The 18,551-nt window shown below is 33.7% G+C and carries 14 protein-coding genes and 1 tRNA gene; 6 read left to right on the forward strand and 9 right to left on the reverse strand.

The window, feature by feature from the left end:
- Positions 1-11 precede the first annotated feature (11 nt).
- From BS621_RS05850 to BS621_RS05865, 4 genes are all read right to left on the reverse strand, one after another.
- Positions 12-1,631: a photosystem II high light acclimation radical SAM protein gene (locus BS621_RS05850; protein WP_077142146.1), complete on the reverse strand. Its 1,620-nt coding sequence runs from the start codon at positions 1,629-1,631 to the stop codon at positions 12-14.
- Between the two features lie 106 nt (positions 1,632-1,737).
- Positions 1,738-2,829, reverse strand: coding sequence for a glycosyltransferase family 2 protein (locus BS621_RS05855; RefSeq protein ID WP_077142147.1), 1,092 nt, complete (start codon positions 2,827-2,829; stop codon positions 1,738-1,740).
- Between the two features lie 37 nt (positions 2,830-2,866).
- A complete protein-coding gene (locus tag BS621_RS05860; protein WP_077142148.1) occupies positions 2,867-4,423 on the reverse strand; it encodes an ArnT family glycosyltransferase in 1,557 nt (518 codons plus the stop codon).
- 18 nt (positions 4,424-4,441) lie between these two features.
- A tRNA-Thr gene (locus tag BS621_RS05865) sits at positions 4,442-4,513 on the reverse strand.
- A gap of 53 nt (positions 4,514-4,566) precedes the next feature.
- Between BS621_RS05865 and BS621_RS05870 the strand changes: the two genes are divergently transcribed.
- The gene (locus tag BS621_RS05870; RefSeq protein ID WP_077142149.1) at positions 4,567-4,803 is read left to right on the forward strand and encodes a DUF3493 domain-containing protein; all 237 of its coding nucleotides are present in this window, start codon (positions 4,567-4,569) and stop codon (positions 4,801-4,803) included.
- A gap of 16 nt (positions 4,804-4,819) precedes the next feature.
- Here BS621_RS05870 and infB read toward each other — a convergent pair whose 3' ends face one another.
- Genes infB through rimP form a run of 4 tightly spaced genes read right to left on the reverse strand, consistent with a single transcriptional unit; the run spans position 4,820 to position 10,437 of the window.
- Positions 4,820-8,206, reverse strand: coding sequence for a translation initiation factor IF-2 (gene infB, locus BS621_RS05875; protein ID WP_077142150.1), 3,387 nt, complete (start codon positions 8,204-8,206; stop codon positions 4,820-4,822).
- A 56-nt stretch (positions 8,207-8,262) separates the two neighbouring features.
- On the reverse strand, positions 8,263-8,535 hold the full coding sequence (locus BS621_RS05880) for a YlxR family protein (RefSeq protein WP_083703282.1): 273 nt from the start codon (positions 8,533-8,535) through the stop codon (positions 8,263-8,265).
- Positions 8,532-9,935 (reverse strand): transcription termination factor NusA, encoded by a 1,404-nt coding sequence (gene nusA / locus BS621_RS05885; RefSeq protein ID WP_077142151.1) that lies wholly within the window; start codon positions 9,933-9,935, stop codon positions 8,532-8,534. The genes BS621_RS05880 and nusA overlap by 4 nt, the downstream gene beginning before the upstream one ends.
- Before the next feature lie 34 nt (positions 9,936-9,969).
- Positions 9,970-10,437 (reverse strand): ribosome maturation factor RimP, encoded by a 468-nt coding sequence (gene rimP, locus BS621_RS05890; protein WP_077142152.1) that lies wholly within the window; start codon positions 10,435-10,437, stop codon positions 9,970-9,972.
- Positions 10,438-10,598: 161 nt separating this feature from the next.
- Between rimP and BS621_RS05895 the strand changes: the two genes are divergently transcribed.
- Both BS621_RS05895 and rpiA read left to right on the forward strand, forming a co-directional pair.
- On the forward strand, positions 10,599-11,729 hold the full coding sequence (locus BS621_RS05895) for a trypsin-like peptidase domain-containing protein (RefSeq protein ID WP_077142153.1): 1,131 nt from the start codon (positions 10,599-10,601) through the stop codon (positions 11,727-11,729).
- A gap of 47 nt (positions 11,730-11,776) precedes the next feature.
- On the forward strand, positions 11,777-12,490 hold the full coding sequence (rpiA, locus tag BS621_RS05900; protein ID WP_335681503.1) for a ribose-5-phosphate isomerase RpiA: 714 nt from the start codon (positions 11,777-11,779) through the stop codon (positions 12,488-12,490).
- Here rpiA and hisD read toward each other — a convergent pair.
- Positions 12,487-13,773, reverse strand: coding sequence for a histidinol dehydrogenase (gene hisD / locus BS621_RS05905; RefSeq protein WP_077142154.1), 1,287 nt, complete (start codon positions 13,771-13,773; stop codon positions 12,487-12,489). The genes rpiA and hisD overlap by 4 nt on opposite strands.
- Positions 13,774-13,896: 123 nt before the next feature.
- Between hisD and rpsT the strand changes: the two genes are divergently transcribed.
- The 3 genes from rpsT to rpoB all read left to right on the forward strand — a co-directional run bounded on the left by rpsT (position 13,897) and on the right by rpoB (position 18,534).
- The gene (gene rpsT / locus BS621_RS05910; RefSeq protein ID WP_077142155.1) at positions 13,897-14,190 is read left to right on the forward strand and encodes a 30S ribosomal protein S20; all 294 of its coding nucleotides are present in this window, start codon (positions 13,897-13,899) and stop codon (positions 14,188-14,190) included.
- Positions 14,191-14,208: 18 nt separating this feature from the next.
- Positions 14,209-15,018, forward strand: a complete 810-nt coding sequence (locus tag BS621_RS05915; RefSeq protein WP_077142156.1) for a TatD family hydrolase — start codon at positions 14,209-14,211, stop codon at positions 15,016-15,018.
- Positions 15,019-15,240: 222 nt separating this feature from the next.
- Positions 15,241-18,534: a DNA-directed RNA polymerase subunit beta gene (rpoB, locus tag BS621_RS05920; RefSeq protein WP_025937605.1), complete on the forward strand. Its 3,294-nt coding sequence runs from the start codon at positions 15,241-15,243 to the stop codon at positions 18,532-18,534.
- Positions 18,535-18,551 lie beyond the last annotated feature (17 nt).

Consider the following 18,551-nt stretch of genomic DNA (forward strand, 5'->3'; position numbering starts at 1 on the left):
CGTTACAGTTATTATTTAGAATGAGCTAATTTCCTTTCTGATAAAGGACGGACTTTCAAGGATTCTTTTAAGGAAGACTTTCCATATTCTCTCTCAAGAATATCGATGACTGTTTTGCCAAATTCGTCTTCAGGATTATCAAATGCTTCTAAGCAAACCTGACCAAGTTTTTTCCCTAATGAGCCTGGATTCCAAAGAAGTTTTCTTGCTGTCCAGGGCATCATGCTCATTGGATTATAATTTGGCTTTAAAATTTTTTGTTCTAATGCGTACTTCTCAAGAAGAGTGTGTGGTTGCAAACCTATAAAAAATATAGCTGGATCAACTAAGCCTTTACCAAAAATATTTTCTAATTCTCTATGGTAAGCAATTGTTTGTCTTATGGTGCTGGGCGTTTCATCAAAAACATTAAATGAATAATTGACTGAAACATGATTCTTGAAACCTGATTTGACTAGCATTTTGCAATTATTTAATACAGTTTCAAGGTCATACGCTAATCTCATTTTTCTAACAAGTTCTTGAGATCCAGACGTGATACCTATTTCAAAATAGCTCATACCTGTATCAACCATAAGCTGAGCTAGCTCAGCATCAATATTATCTGCTCTAATGTATGCAGCCCAATTAATATCGTCCCAGCCTTGGTCTTTAATTGCTTGTAAGAGTGTTTTTGCATCTTCAATATGTTTTTTGGCGGGAATAAACTGTGCATCAGTAAACCAAAATCCTCTTACTCCAAGATCATATAATTGCTTCATTTCTTTAATTACTTCCTTAACAGGATTAACGCGAACCTGCTTCCCCTCCACAACTGTGTAAACACAGAAACAACAATTATGAGGACAACCTCTTTTTGTTTGTACCCCTACGTAATAATCACCACCTTCTATATACCAATCGAATTCAGGCCATATTGATTTAATATATTTATAGTTGCAGGCAGTTTTAACAGTTCCTGAAGGTTGTTCATGTATTAGTTTGTTGCGAGGTTTTTGTCCAGCAATATAACATCTTTCTTTTTCTATTGAATCTCCTCTAATGATTTTTTCTATGAGATTTTCTCCCTCTCCAACTGAAATAACAGTTCCTTTTGGGAGTAAATTCCCCAATTGTTCATAGAAGACACTAACAGCACCACCTCCTAAAATAACTTTTACATTTCTATTGTATTTTTGTGCTCTTTTTAGTCCCATCTTGACTAAAGAAGTATTTTTATATATTTCTCCATAATGAGATGCGATTAATTGTAATCCTCCCCATGAACCTCTAATTTTTTTTAGGATATTTTTCGAGTAGAAGACTTCAAAAGAGTTTTGTAGGGGATTTCCACTTCTACCATCAACAGGTGCATAAATTTGTATATCTCTCCATGAAAAAATGATTAGATGTGGTCTAAATTGATCAATTTTTCTAGCTAAATATTTGGAAACTTTATTTGATGGAACTATAGCTAGATCAATGAATTGCTGCTGTAAACCTGGAAAACATTTATGTATATGGTCTGCTAAATAAATAGGTCCTATTGGAAATATTGGATTACATGGCAATCTTACAGTTAGTATTTTTCCATAGTGCTTACTTTGGTAATTTTTTTTATTTAATTTTTCGAACTTCAAATTAAAATTCATGTCATAAAATTTAATGAATTTATTTCCTATAAGAATCTAACTACTTTATTACTAATTTGGAGAAATTAAAAATACTAAGAAAATACTCACGAAAATTTTATTTAATTCAGATATCAGAAATCATATAAATCCAGCATACTTTAAGAAGTTTTAATCCATCTACCCATCTAGATATATTTGGTGCTCCAGATTTTCTGGCGTAATATCTAACAGGATAATTTAGTATTTTAATGTTATTGTTCGCAGCTTCAAATATTATTGTAAAGTCTCCAAATGGGTCAGACTTGGAATCCCAACTACCATTTTGTTTCATAAGTTTAAAGAATTTTCTTGAAAAAACTTTTGTTCCACAGAGTGAATCTGATACGGATTTATTTATGAGAATTGATAGAAAAATTGCGAAGAGTCTATTGCCTATATAATTTGCCCATCTCATCGCATCTTTTTCCATTGGAAAAGTTGTCCGGGCGCAATTAATTAGGATATTTTGATTTTTGGTTGATTCTATAATTGCTGCAATACTGTCATCAATATCTACAGTAAAATCACTATCAATTATGGCGAGGGTCTCACCTGAAGAAATATTAAATCCTTCCACGACAGCATTTTTCTTCCCTTTAGAAGTTTGTTTTAAAAGAGATATCTTGAAGAAATTTGAGAAATTTTCTTTTAATTCTTTCAAAATGTCATATGTATTATCATTGCTATTACCTTCAACAAATATGATTTCTAATTTATTCGGTATATCCTTGAATTTATTTAAAGCATTAATCAAAAGTTGTTTATTACCTGCTTCATTTCTTGCCGGAATTACTATTGATATTAAATGTTTAGAAATATTTTTACTATATTTGTAAAAAACTATTTCGAGTTCATAAGCAAGTTGTTTTATAACTGGTATTTTCCGAAAAATATTTTTTATAGATTTTGGAATTACTTTAGTGGGTATTGGAGTTAGTTTTTTTGCTTTCCATCTAATTGATCTGTAGTTATAAATTTCTGCTAAAGATTCGATATCGCATAAAGTTATTCTTGCTTTTCTAGTAGTTTCTCTAAAAATTCTTGAATCTAATCTTAGCCATCTAGTGATTGGCTCCCAAGTATTACCACGGACCTTAATAGAAATAAATTCGTTATTGTCTTTGAATAATTGATGAAGTTCATTATTTGTTAAATTCCAACTATTGACAGATCTCATTATTAAAGATTAAAAACGACAACTTATTATATATGGATTATTTAGTTTTTAATATTAATTTCCATGGATTTAAAACATCATTTTCATATATCACTTCATAAGAATCATCATTATTTTTTATTGTTTTAAGGTCAGTTGTCCATGCTAATTCAGATTTTTTTAATGCATTAATACTTTCTATTCCTCGACCTAATTTAGGAGTTGATAAAGAAATTCTTATAATTTTTGATTGCGATCGTGAGTTGCTGATTCCTGTTTTATCAACCATGATCGTTTGATTTTTTACTAAATCAAGGGATGAAACATATTCCATTTTTTCTCTTAGTTCTCTTGATCTATCAGTGAATAAACCTGATTGCAAAATAAATGAAGTAAATAAGTAAGGCCCAATTATGAGAGTTATTAATATTTCTTTGTACGAACTGTTATGTTTAATTAATGACCAAGATAAGCAGAAAGATAATAATCCAAGAATTATAAATGTATTTTCTTTTGTATTAAAATTAATTAAATCTTTAAGGAAAAAATAATATGTGAAAGTTAGGGCAAATATGAATAATGGAATTATTTTTGAAGTCATAAATATAAAAAATCGACCATATTTATAAGAATTGAATAAATATTTTATTCCTACATATGTGTTTAATGAAAAAATAGATGAGATTTGTAGGGTATAGTATGGAGTTTTTGTAGAGAAAATGCTAACGGTCGCTAATAAAATTAAGGGAAAAAAAGCAAGTATATATTTATTCTCTTTACTTTGAGAAATATTGTATATTGTGCCAATAATTGCGAAAAAACTCCATGGTAGAAATGTTACCGGGACATTCCAGAAATAATAATAGAAAGGATTTGTAAAAGTATTTTTACTTGATAGAAAGTTAAACTTTTCAATTAAGTAAAAAATAATATTTTTGTCTAAATAAGGGTTGATTGAAAATGTCCAGAATAAAAAAGGAATAAATCCAATTAGTAATCCTAACCAAAAGAATTTGTTCAATAAAAAATTTTTTTTTAAAAAAATATATGGTAGGAGTGAAAATAACGGTACAAAAACTAAAAAAGTTTTCATCATAAAGGCTAAACCAATCCAAATTCCAAAAAGCAGAATATAGAATTTGTTTTTTTTACTTTTTATTTTGACTAAAGCTAATACTCCAATAGTTACTAAAAATGAATAAATAATATCTTGAGTGGCAAGGTGTGAGTAGTCAAACCATAGATATGTAGTAGCAAGGATTAGTGGAGATATAATCGCATATTTTTTATTAAATAATTCTTCATGTAATTTATAAGTCGTAAATAGCATCAATATGGAAGCGACCGTTGTTGGTAGATATGCAGAAAAAATATTTCTTCCAAATAAGTCTTGCGACTTTGCTATTAAAAACTGTAACCCTATTGTTCTATCTAAAACATATTCATCCCACCAAAGTGGAATTGTCCAGTTACCTTTTTCTAATATCCATCTAGCTTGTAGTGCATAAAAACCTTCATCAAAAGCAATATAACTTCTTTTGCCAAAATAAAATAGGAGAGGAATAAAAATAAATAATTTAAAAAGATATCTAATTTTTAAAATTTTATTAACCATTTTTATTTGCTTAGTAAGTGCCGATAATTGGAATTGAACCAATGACCTACTGTTTACGAGACAGTTGCTCTTCCGCTGAGCTATACCGGCAAATTAAATATTGAATTTTTCATATAGACTTAATTTTATAATTGAAAGAATTTATGTCAAAAATAGATCCTGAATTGAAAAAGAAATTATTAAAGGAATCCCAAGCACCTTTCAAGGGATTGAGAAGAATATTGTGGATTGCTTTTAGCGGTTCTGCATTTTTGGGACTTCTAATAATGCTTTCCAGAATTGCAAGCGGGACTGAATTACAGCAAAATAACCTTCTCATACAGTTGGGTGCTTGTTTAATATTTCCTACTTTATTAATCCTTGACAGAAATAAAGATTAATAAGCTAGATGTTTAATTATTGAGATAAAGTCCTCTTTTTGGTGACAAATTTGAATGCTTCGATTACATCTCCTTCAATCCATGAAGAGAATTTATCGCAGCCAACTCCACATTCAAATCCTGTATTTACTTCTTTCACATCATCTTTAGCTCTTTTTAGAGAGTCTAAATTACCCTCAAATATTACTTTCTCTGATCTAATAACTCTCAAATAACAATTCCTTTGTAATTTGCCACTTTGGATATAACATCCTGCAATAGCTCCTTTACCGACTGCGAAAGTTGCCCTAACTTCAGCTTGCCCTAATGATTCTTCAACAAGATCGGGTTCAAGTAGCCCTTCCATGGCCAACTGAATATCTTCAAGGAGTTTGTAAATTACCTCATATTCTCTTATGTCAACGTCATTAGCATCAGCTGCTCTCTTCGCGCCAGAAGCCAATGAGGTATTAAATCCAATGATTACTGAACCAGATGCAGCAGCGAGATCGATATCCGTCTCAGTTATTTCTCCGGGAGCAGAAAGTAGGACTCTGACTTGAACTTCATTTTTTGGTAATTGTTCTAGTGATCCTAATATCGCTTCAACACTACCTTGAACATCAGCCTTAAGAATTAAGTTTAACTCCTTTAATTCTCCATCATTTGCTTGTGTTGATAAGGATGATAAGCTGACTCTTCTAGAGGCCATTTGCTGAGCTAATTTTGTTGCTCTAGCATCTGTTGCCCTTTCTCCAACAATGGCTCGACCAGTTTTCTCATCAGGGTAGACTTCGAATTCATCTCCTGCAGTGGGTACTTCACTGAATCCTAGTGCTTCAACTGGGAATGATGGCCCTGCTTCTTTGATTCTATTACCATGTTCATCAACCATTGCTCTAATTTTTCCAAGAACTGAACCAGCAGCTAAAACATCTCCTGACTTCAAAGTTCCATTTTGTACTAACAAAGTAGCTACAGGGCCTTTTGCTTTGTCTAGGTGTGCTTCAATAACAGTACCTTTTGCAAATCTATCAGGGTTAGCTTGTAGATCTTCTACCTCTGAAACTAATAAAATCATTTCGAGTAATTTATCAATGTTTTGTTTTTTGATAGCACTTACTGGAACCATCACTGTATCTCCTCCCCAATCTTCAGCAATTAAATCTTTTTCTGATAGTTCCTGCTTCACTCTGTCAGGAGATGCCCCTTCTTTGTCAATTTTATTTATTGCAACAACTATTGGTACTTTTGCTGCTCTTGCATGACTGATAGCTTCTAGTGTTTGAGGCCTGCAACCATCATCTGCAGCAACCACAAGAACAGCTACGTCTGTAACCTTTGTGCCCCTTGCTCTCATTGCAGTGAAGGCTTCATGACCTGGGGTATCAAGAAAAGTTAATTTTTTCTTTTGAGATTCATGTTCAAATTCAACTTGATAAGCACCTATGTGCTGAGTGATGCCCCCTGCTTCCCCCGAAGCTACTCTTGATTCTCTGATGGAATCTAAAAGACTTGTTTTGCCATGGTCTACATGACCCATGACTGTAATAACGGGTGGTCTTCTTATTAGATTATCAATATCTTCAGATTCAATCATATCAACAGTTTTCTCAGCAGCTTCTTGGATGTCATCTTGCAAAACAGGTACTCCAAATTCTTCTGCTACTGTTTCAATAGTTGCTAAGTCGAGTGATTGAGTAACAGTTGCAGTTATCCCTTTAAAAAAAAGAGATTTGATTATTTCAGAACTTTCAAGGCTTAATTTATCAGCTAATTCTTGAACAGTTAAATTATCTTCGGGAACTATTATCATTTCAGGTCTTACTTGTTTGGCCTCTTTGGCAGCCTTTAATTCCATTGCTCTCCTTTTCTGCCTTTGTCTTGTGGTCTCTTTTTTCTTCTTCTTAAATTGTTTGATAGATTTTTGAGATTTAGTTTCTTCAGACTTTTCTTTCTTAGGACGCGCCAGACTTGCTGATAAAATTGAAATTTTCTCGCCTGAATATCCACTGGTTTCAGATGTTAATGAATCATCATTTTCACCAATAATATGAACTTTCTGCCTTTGTTTTTGAGGATTTTTACTTCTTAATGCTTCAAGTTTTGCGCTATCATCCCAGTCTGTCTTTCCAGGTTTCTTTGAACTATTTGAAAATGCTCTATGAGGAGGTTTTTTGGAACTTGGAGTAGCATTTGGACGATTATTAGGCGCTTTCGCCTTTTGCTTAGGTGCATCGATATTTTGTTTTGAGTTATTCTTTTTACCTAGATTGTCTTTCTCAGAGTTACTATTTTTTTGAAGTTGTAAAAGTTCGTTAGGTGATACTGGCTTCCTTATCCTAGAAGAATTTTGGCCATTGAATTTAGAACCAGGCCTATTATTGGGCATGCCAGGTCTGTTGGGAGAACCAGCTCTATTGGGATCGCCTTGCCTATTAAATGAGCCAGGTCTGCCTTGATCTGAAGGTTTGTTTCTTAAACCAGGCCTATTGGGCATGCCAGGTCTATTGGGAGAACCAGTTCTATTGGGATTGCCTTGCCTATAAAATGAGCCAGGTCTGTCTTGATCTGAAGGTTTGTTTCTTAAACCAGGCCTATTGGGCATGCCAGGTCTATTAGGAGAACTAGGTCTGTTTGAGACAGTTTGTTTAAAAGCAATGTTTTGCTTATTGTTATTTTGCTTATTAGAATTTATTTTTGGATCTTCTCTTCTAATTGGAGCTCCTACGAGCTCAGGGGTTTTCATTCCATTATTAAAAATTTTTGTTGTAGGTTTGTTCGTATTTTGATCAGGTTTATTTGATAGTCGTCTTTTATCCCCTGAACTTGAGATGTTCTGGGAAGATTCGTTGGATTTAACATTATTATTTATGTTTTTAGGCTTTGCAATTAGTTGAATAGGTGGTTTTGCCGGACTTTTGATAGGTGGGGTTGTGTTATTTGCAAAAGTTTTTTTATCTTGGTTTACCTTCTGTGAAGGTTTACTATTTATATTTTTATTTGTAAGATTTGCTCGAGATTGTGAACTGTTGGTATTTGTGGGTTTATTGAGAATTGTAGGTTTATTTGAAATTATTTTTTGACTCTCAGGTTTATTAAGAGGTTTAATCAATAATGGCTTTTTTTTTGAATTGTCTTCAAGAGGTTTCCCTTTCATAGAAGCGATAACTGAAGATTCATTTTCTTTATTTTGTTTATAATTTTCTTTTTTAATCGAAGGTTTCTTAATAGAAAGAATTTTTTTATCTGAATTTTTTTTATTAATAAGATTTTTTATTTTTTTTGCTTCCTCTGCACTAATTGAACTGCTGTGGCTTTTTACTGAAATTGAAAGTTTTTGAGCGGCATCCAATATATCTTTATTTTCCAGATTTAAGTCTCTGGAAAGTTCATAAATTCTGATTTTATCGCTGATAGTCATTTAATCTGATTTGTACTCTTTTGGAATTGAAGAGGATTTAATTTAATTATATTCCCTTAATGGGGATAGTTATTGTAGCTTGTAATTTCTTTTTCAAAAATTTCAATAAATTCAGGCTTTAAAAATGTTTTTAAAGCTTTTTGAAGCTTTTTTTTGATCTTGGAATCTGAGTAGCATTTTTTTGACTTGCAAATGTAAGCTGATCTCCCCATTCCCTTTTGAAGTGTGATGCCTTGCTTATAATCTTTAGTAATTTTTAAAAGATCTTTCCGGTCATATGTTTTTCTACATGAAATGCATACACGCAAAACAGGGATTTGTTGTGTCACCGTTTTTTCTCCTCTTTGGCAGATATCTCAGTATCTTGAACAGTCTCTAATGGATCATTATCTGTGAATTCTTCTCCTTCGTATTGTTCCTCTCCATATTCTTCTTCATCTTCGGGAAGGGGATAAAGCTCTCTTAATCTTGCATCTTCTGCCGCACGCTCAGCTTGTTCTGCTTCTAATCTAATTTCAGCATCTCTCTGGAGATTCTCTTCTTCTTCTCTTTGAATGATTAATTCAGAGACTGCAGCATCTTCTGCTTCCTGATCGTATTCATGTGAGTTTTTAACGTCAATCTTCCAACCAGTTAATCTTGCGGCAAGTCTTACATTTTGACCTTCTCTACCAATTGCGAGACTTAATTGATCAGGTGGAACTAGTACGTGCGCATGTTGCCCTGCTGGGTCTACAAGTCTTACTTGATCGACTTTCGCAGGACTTAAAGAGTTTAAAATATACTGTATTGGATTAGATGACCATTTAATAACATCAATTTTTTCTCCTCTTAATTCATTTACTACTTGTTGAATCCTTGCTCCTCTAGCTCCAATACAGGCACCTACAGGGTCCACTTCTTCTTCGACACTATCTACAGCTACTTTTGTTCTTGGCCCAACAGCTCTTGAAGGAGGGTTGGCTTCTCTTGAAACAGCAACAATTTTCACTGTGCCTTCTTGAATTTCAGGGACTTCATTTTCAAATAAATAAACCACTAAACCAGCATTTGCTCTACTTACAAAAAGTTGCGGCCCTTTTCTTGCAATTTCGCTAACTTCTTTCAAAAATACTTTGAAAGTTGCATTTGCTCTATAATTATCATTTGGTAATTGATCTCTCTTGGGAAGTTCGGCCTCTACTTCAGGTCTACCAATACCCGAACTTACTCCCATAATTACTGATTGTCTTTCAAATCTTATAACTCTTGCAGTTAAAACAGGATCTTCCAAATCCGCAAATTCTTCTTGGATCATTCTTCGTTGTTGATCTCTTAATTTTTGAGCTAAAACTTGCTTTGTTGTTGAAGCAGCCATTCGCCCAAAATCTTCTTTTTCTGGAGTAACGTCTAAAACAACTGTGTCGCCTATTTGCGCATCTTCAGCTACTTGTTTAACTTCTACAAGAGATATTTGATGATCTTCGCTCTCAACTTCTTCAACTATTATTTTACTCGATAATATCCTATAACCTTCTTCATCTAGATCTAGTCCAACATCAAAATTACTGAAATACTCTTCATCAAATGGATCTTGATTAACTCCAATGTAAAAAGTTTTTCTATATTTTTCGTATCCTTTTAATAAAGCTTCGCGTAAGGCTAATTCAACGATATTAGGAGGTAACTTTTTTTCCTCACTAATGTCTTCAATGAGATTGTTTAAACCTGGGAGAATAACTAATGCCATCTATGATGGGGATTTGAATAATGGTTGAAAATAATTAATCTTTTAATGTACAAAGACTAATTTTTAGTACTTCATCAAAAGGGATTTTTTTAATCTTACCTTTTATGTTAATGGCTAAATAATCTTTAGACTTTTCATAAAGTAAACCATTCAGAAATTTTATTTTTGAATTCTTTTGGTTTAACTCAACATTAACTGGAAAACCTTTAAAAGTTTTGAAGTCTCTTTCTGAGGTTAGTTCATCACTGACCCCTTGACTACTAATTTCTAAGACATATGAACAATTTAAAAGATTTGATTTTTCTATTTCGTCAGATGCTGGGGTATTAAATGCCGCACAATCATCTAGGGAAATGTCATCCCCATCAGTTTTTCTTATAGTTATTTCAATAACAATTGGATTTTGATTAGTTCGTATATTTAAACCGCAGATTTCTAAATCCCGCTCATTAGCAACTTTTTCTAATAAAGCTTCTAGTTTACTTTTGTTTTCTTTATTCAAATTTATTTTTTTAATTTATTTAGAATTTATTTTCACACATTAAGAAGTTTTTTCTATAGAAAAATTTAAAAATTTGCATTTTATGGATGTAAACAAAAAAACAACAATAATCTCTTTCTTCAATTAGATTTATTAAATTAACTCAAAAAACCATTAATGAAATGAAGTATCTCAAGATTAAATTTATTAATTTAATCCAAATATTCATTATTTTTTGTTTTTGCATACTCAATTTCTTTCAAGATGCTGAAGTTTTAGCTTTAACTTCCTTTGAAAGTCATAATTTCGTGTCATCCGCAGTTAAAGATATTGGCCCTGCAGTTGTCAAAATTGACACTGAGCGCTTGGTAGAGAGGCAACAATTTGATCCTACTTTACTTGACCCTTTGTTAAGGGATTTACTTGGCGAGCAAGGTATTTCTCCTGAAAGGGAGAGAGGGCAGGGCTCTGGGGTTATCATTAATGAGAATGGTTTGGTTCTAACAAACGCTCATGTCGTAGAAAGAGTCGATAATGTTTCAGTTACTTTGGCAGATGGATCTATTTGTGATGGTGAAGTTTTGGGCACAGATACAGTAACTGATCTTGCTTTGGTAAAAATTGATGAAGATGCTTATTCTGGGTTTGCTCCACTTGGAAATTCTGAAGATCTTGAAGTTGGAGACTGGGCAATAGCACTTGGTACTCCCTATGGTCTTGAAAAAACAGTTACCTTAGGGATTGTAAGCAGCCTGCATAGAGATATTAATAGTTTAGGATTTTCAGATAAAAGGCTGGATCTTATTCAGACTGATGCGGCAATAAATCCAGGCAATTCTGGGGGGCCACTCATAAATTCTAATGGTGAGGTAATTGGAATAAATACATTAGTGAGAAGTGGCCCTGGAGCTGGTTTAGGTTTTGCGATTCCCATCAATCTAGCTAAAAGTGTTTCTGAACAGCTACTTAAAAATGGGGAAGTTATTCATCCATATTTAGGGGTTCAATTAATTTCTTTAAATCCTAGAATTGCTAAAGAACATAATCGAGATCCCAATTCGTTAGTTCAATTACCTGAAAGAAATGGAGCTTTAATCCAATCAGTAATACCTAATAGCCCCGCTGAAAAGGCTGGTTTAAGAAGAGGGGATTTAGTAATAGCAGCCGAAAATATATCTATTAAAGAGCCTAAAACTCTACTAGATGAAGTAGAAAAAGCTCAGATAGGAAAAGAATTTCTTTTAAACATTTTGAGAAATAATAAAGAGATACAGATAAATATCAAACCAGAACCTCTGCCAGGTTTGACATAAAGCACCCATTGAAATTTAATAATCTATAACAATTAGAGAAAAAGATTTTGGATTCACAAACTCAAATGAAAAAAGTAGTTGCTGATGCAGCAATAAAGGAAGTAAAGAGTGACATGATTCTTGGATTAGGTTCCGGATCTACAGCTGCGTTAATGATAAAAAGCCTTGCGGATGAAATGCGTTCTGGGAAACTCCAAAATATAAGAGGTGTTGCAACTTCTTTTCAATCAGAAGTTTTAGCGCTTGAACTGGATATCCCACTTATCGATCTAGCTTCTGTGTCTCAAATTGATCTAGCTATTGATGGAGCAGATGAAGTTGATCCAGGATTTCAATTAATAAAAGGAGGAGGAGCATGCCATGTTAGAGAAAAATTAGTGGCATCTAAAGCTAATCAGTTGTTGATTGTTGTTGATGAAACTAAACTCGTACAAAATCTAAATCAATCTTTCCCTTTACCTGTAGAAGTTCTTCCAAATGCTTGGAAGCAAGTTCAGGAAGTCATTTCAGAAATGAATGGCAGTTCTTCTTTAAGAATGGCTACTAAAAAAGCTGGCCCTGTTGTAACTGACCAAGGCAACCTTATCCTAGATGTATTATTTAAAGACGGTATTAAGAATCCAAAAGACATAGAAATGAAGATTAACAATATTCCAGGAGTATTAGAAAATGGATTATTCGTTGATCTTACAGATAAAGTATTAGTTGGTAAAATTGAAGACAACAATCCAGTGGTTTATTCACCCTCAAGAACTAGCTAATCTTCAAATCTTATCTCTACAGAGTTAGAGTGGCTATGTAATCCTTCACTTTTAGCAAGATTAATAATATCAAGACTATGAACTTTTAAACTTTCTTCATTAAATTCAATTATTGAAGTATTTTTCATAAAAGTTTCAACCCCTAAAGAACCGCTAAATCTAGAATTTCCTGAAGTGGGTAAAGTATGATTTGGTCCCGCAAGATAATCTCCAACAGCTTCTGGCGTCCATTTTCCTAAAAATATCGCTCCTGCATTCTCTATACTTGCAAGAATTTTTTTTGAATCTAAGGTAAGGATTTCTAGGTGTTCAGGAGCAAAGTTATTACTTAGTTCAACACATGATTCGTAATTCTCGCAAATCACAATTAAACCCCAATTTTTTATTGATTGCATGCAAATTTCTTTTCTTGGATGATCATCTATTTTTTTATAAAGTTCTTCCAAAACTTCTTTTGCCTGGTTTTTTGATGTAGTTAAAAGTATTGATGAAGCTAAAGGATCATGTTCTGCTTGCGCTAATAGATCAGATGCTATATGAGTGCTCTGAGCTGTTTCATCTGCAATTATTAATATTTCACTTGGACCAGCTAGAGAATCAATCCCTGTAGAACCATAAATGAGTTTTTTCGCAGTTGTAACATATATATTCCCTGGACCTGAAATAACATCAACTTTATTGATTTGACTTGTGCCAAATGCTAAAGCACCAATTGCTTGAGCTCCTCCAATTCTAAATACTTTATTGACCCCTGATAAGTAAGCTGCAGCTAAAACAGTTTTGTTTATTTCCCCTTCTTTATTCCCAGGAGATACCATAATAATTTCTTCTACTCCTGCTACTTTTGCAGGTATAGCATTCATCAATACTGTACTTGGATAAGCAGCTCTACCTCCAGGAATATAAATACCTGCATTCTTAACTGGTCTCCATCTCCTTTGGACGATATCACCATATTCACCTTTTATAGTGAAAGATTGAGGAATCTCTTTTTCATGGAATTTTTGAATTCTTTCATGAGCTACCACAAGTGAGCGCTTTAAATTGTTATCGATTTCATCCCATGCATTCTTTATTTGATCCGCACTCACTTGCATAGGGTCAGGGTCGAAGCCATCAAATTTTTTTGTATATTTTTCTACCGCTATATCTCCAGAAATTTTTACCTCTTGGATAATTTCTTCAACAATTCTATTTATCTTATTATTGTTTTCTGAATTAGTTCGAGTAGAAATCCTTTTTAATTCTTCAATAGCTTCTTTTTTTTTATTTATGATCTTCATTTGCTTAATTTTTCAAATAGATAGAAAGGCTCAAAACCCAATTTAATATCTTCTAAATTATATATGATTGATTAGTTGTCGATTTATTTGTTATGATAAAAATCTTCTATTTATGCACCCTCTGTGGCCAACAACAAATCAGCAAAAAAGAGAATACAAATTGCCGAAAGAAATCGTTTAATAAATAAGTCATATAAATCTACTGTTAGGACTTTAACCAAAAAAACCCTAGAGAACTGCGAAAAATACAAGAAAAATCCAAATGAGGATAATAAAAATTTAGTGAAAACAAGTCTTAATAAAGCTTTTAGCTTAATTGACAAAGCAGTTAAAAAAAATGTTCTTCACAAGAACAACGGAGCTAATAAAAAATCGAAAATCAACAATTTTGTAAAAACTGCTCTTACCACTAAGTAATAACGACAGATCACTATTATGAGCGATATAGAACTCATAGACTCGCACTGTCATTTAATATTTGAGAATTTTGAGAGAGATCTTGAAGATGTTGTTTTAAGATTGCGCTCAAGAGGTGTTAAAAAATTAGTTCATGCTTGTTGTGAATTAACAGAAATTCCAAAGTTGAAAAAAATATCCCATAAATTTCATGAAATTTACTACTCAGTTGGTTTGCATCCGTTAGAAGCAAAAAAATGGGAACAAAGTTCAAAATCTCTTTTAAAAAAATCAGCTCTAGAAGATAGACGAGTTGTAGCTATTGGGGAATTAGGCTTGGATTTTTTTAAAAATGAAAATAAAATTCAGCAGATTGAAGCACTTATTCCGCAAATGGAGTTAGCTTATGAACTTCAATTGCCCGTAATTATCCATTGCAGAGATGCTGCAAATGAAATGATTGAGATATGTAGTGATCTCTCTAGAAGAGGGAAATGTCCTGATGGTGTACTTCATTGTTGGACGGGAACACCAAAAGAAATGAAGCAATTCTTGAATCTTGGATTTTACATAAGTTTTAGTGGTATAGTAACTTTCCCAAAAGCACATGAAATTCACGAGTGTGCCAAAATAGTTCCAAATGATAAATACTTAATTGAAACTGACTCACCATTTTTAGCTCCTGTCCCTCATAGGGGTAAAAGAAATGAACCTGCGTTTGTTGAAAATGTTGCCAATTATATGGCAGATTTAAGATCTACTGAATTAATCACAATTGCTAGAGAGTCATATAAGAATGCTGAAGATTTGTTTAAATTTGACTTGTTAAGTAGACGTAGCAGCTGTTAGTATTAGGAATTACTGGAAATTTTTCTTAATTTTTTTGACTTTAACAAACACAGTTAATTATTTATCAGCATAAAACAAAATTTAATTCTTATTTTTTAGATTGTTTTTTGTTGAAATCGAGATTTAATTGTTTATCTCATTTTAAGTGAAAAGTTAAAGAACTAATTATTAAGTAGATTAAAAGTAAATAGTAAATCTCACAAAATCGCAGGGTTTTCTTGGATGAGCAGTAGCGCTTTACAGGTAGCAAAAACAGCTACTTATCTACCAGATTTAGTTGAAGTACAAAGAGCAAGCTTTAAATGGTTTTTGGAAAAGGGTTTAATAGAAGAATTACAAAATTTTTCCCCCATTTCTGATTACACAGGTAAATTAGAATTACATTTTGTCGGTGAAGAGTACAGGTTAAAAAGACCTAGACATGATGTTGAGGAAGCGAAAAGAAGAGATGCTACATTTGCATCCCAGATGTATGTGACTTGCAGGTTAATTAATAAAGAGACAGGGGAAATTAAAGAACAAGAGGTATTTATTGGCGAACTACCATTAATGACTGAAAGAGGAACTTTCATTATTAATGGTGCCGAAAGAGTTATTGTTAATCAAATTGTTCGAAGTCCTGGAGTATATTTCAAAGATGAACTGGATAAAAATGGTCGAAGAACTTACAACGCTAGCGTTATCCCTAATAGAGGAGCATGGTTAAAATTCGAGACTGACAAAAATAATTTACTTTATGTGAGAGTTGATAAAACTAGAAAAATTAATGCTCATGTTCTTATGAGAGCGATGGGTCTTTCAGATAATGATGTGGTCGATAAACTTAGGCATCCCGAGTTTTATCAACAATCAATTGAGTCAGCTAATGACGAGGGTATTAATTCAGAAGATCAGGCATTACTTGAGCTATACAAGAAGCTACGTCCTGGTGAACCACCCTCCGTTTCTGGCGGACAACAACTATTACACAGTAGATTCTTTGATCCCAAAAGATATGATTTAGGCCGAGTTGGTAGATATAAAATAAATAAAAAATTGAGACTTACCGTCCCAAACGATGTGAGAACACTTACCCATGAAGATGTTCTTTCTACTATTGATTATTTAATTAATCTCGAATTGGATATTGGCGGAGCTAGTTTGGATGATATTGACCATCTTGGTAATCGAAGGGTTAGATCTGTAGGAGAACTTCTTCAAAATCAAGTTCGTGTTGGACTTAATCGTCTAGAGAGAATCATCAAAGAAAGAATGACTGTAGGAGAAACAGATTCTTTAACTCCAGCTCAACTAGTCAATCCCAAACCTTTGGTTGCTGCCATAAAAGAATTTTTTGGCTCAAGTCAATTAAGTCAGTTCATGGATCAAACTAATCCTCTAGCTGAATTAACACATAAGAGAAGAATCTCAGCATTAGGTCCAGGGGGTTTAACTCGAGAAAGAGCAGGCTTTGCGGTAAGAGATATTCACCCTTCACATTATGGAAGATTATGTCCTATAGAGACTCCTGAAGGTCCTAATGCGGGACTTATAAATTCTTTGGCTACCCACGCTAGAGTTAATGAGTACGGTTTTATTGAAACACCTTTTTGGGAAGTTAATAACGGTAAAGTTAATAAGGAAGGTAATCCGGTTTATCTTTCTGCTGATTTAGAAGATGAGTGTAGGGTGGCTCCAGGTGACGTAGCGACTGACAAGGACGGCAATATAATTGCAAATCTAATACCAGTAAGATACAGACAGGATTTTGAAAAAGTCCCTCCTCATCAAGTCGATTACGTTCAGCTTTCTCCGGTTCAGGTAATTTCAGTTGCTACTTCACTTATTCCTTTCTTGGAACATGATGATGCTAACAGAGCTCTTATGGGATCAAATATGCAACGCCAAGCCGTCCCATTGCTAAGGCCAGAACGTCCTTTAGTTGGTACAGGTTTAGAATCTCAAGTTGCTAGAGATTCGGGAATGGTTCCCATAACAAAAGTTAATGGAACTGTATCTTATGTAGACGCTAATGAGATTGTTGTTAAAGATGAGCATGGTAATGAACATTTTCACTACCTTCAGAAATATCAAAGATCAAATCAAGATACCTGCCTCAACCAAAGACCTATAGTTAAAATTGGAGACAAAGTTATATCTGGGCAGGTTTTAGCAGATGGATCCGCATGTGAAGGAGGCGAAATAGCTCTTGGTCAAAACGTTTTAATTGCTTACATGCCATGGGAGGGATACAACTATGAAGATGCCATACTTGTGAGCGAGAGGATGGTAACTGATGATTTATATACCTCAGTACATATTGAAAAATATGAAATTGAAGCAAGACAAACGAAGCTAGGACCTGAAGAAATCACAAGAGAGATTCCTAATATCTCGGAAGAAAGCTTGAATAATCTTGATGAGATGGGAATTATTAGGATTGGTGCTTTTGTAGAGAGTGGAGATATTCTTGTAGGAAAAGTGACTCCAAAAGGGGAATCAGATCAACCACCTGAAGAAAAACTGTTGAGAGCTATTTTCGGTGAAAAGGCTAGAGATGTGAGAGATAATTCCCTCAGGGTACCTAAAACTGAAAAGGGAAGGGTTTTGGATGTTCGCATTTATACTAGAGAACAAGGTGATGAATTACCTCCAGGAGCTAACATGGTTGTTAGAGTGTATGTTGCTCAGAGAAGGAAAATTCAAGTGGGTGACAAAATGGCTGGGAGACATGGAAATAAAGGAATTATAAGCAGAATCTTACCAAGAGAAGATATGCCTTATTTACCAGATGGTACCCCTGTGGACATAGTTCTTAATCCTCTAGGAGTTCCAAGTAGGATGAATGTAGGTCAAGTTTTTGAATTATTGATGGGCTGGGCAGCCTCCAATTTAAATTGCCGGGTTAAAGTTGTCCCATTTGATGAAATGTATGGAGCTGAAAAATCACATCAAACTGTTCAAGCATTTTTAGAGGAAGCTTCAAAACAGCCAGGTAAAGCATGGGTTTACAATCCTGAAGATCCTGGAAAGTTATTACTTAAAGATGGTAGAACGGGGGAACCCTTCGATCAGCCAGTTGCTGTAGGATACTCTCATTTCCTCAAATTAGTTCATTTGGTGGATGATAAAATTCATGCAAGATCCACTGGTCCTTACTCTTTGGTTACACAGCAACCCTTGGGCGGTAAAGCTCAGCAAGGTGGACAAAGGCTTGGAGAAATGGAAGTATGGGCTCTAGAAGCTTATGGAGCTGCTTATACTCTTCAGGAATTGTTAACAGTTAAATCTGATGATATGCAAGGAAGGAATGAGGCGCTTAATGCGATCGTAAAGGGTAAACCGATCCCAAGGCCTGGTACTCCTGAGTCATTTAAAGTTCTTATGAGGGAATTACAATCTCTAGGCTTGGATATAGGGGTTTATACAGACGAAGGAAAAGAAGTAGATTTAATGCAAGATATCAATCCGAGAAGAAATACTCCATCAAGGCCGACTTACGAATCACTCGGAACCTCTGAATATGAGGAAGATTAAATACTCAATTAAAACCT

It is taken from the genome of Prochlorococcus sp. RS04 (assembly GCF_001989455.1).
Classification (GTDB): domain Bacteria; phylum Cyanobacteriota; class Cyanobacteriia; order PCC-6307; family Cyanobiaceae; genus Prochlorococcus_A.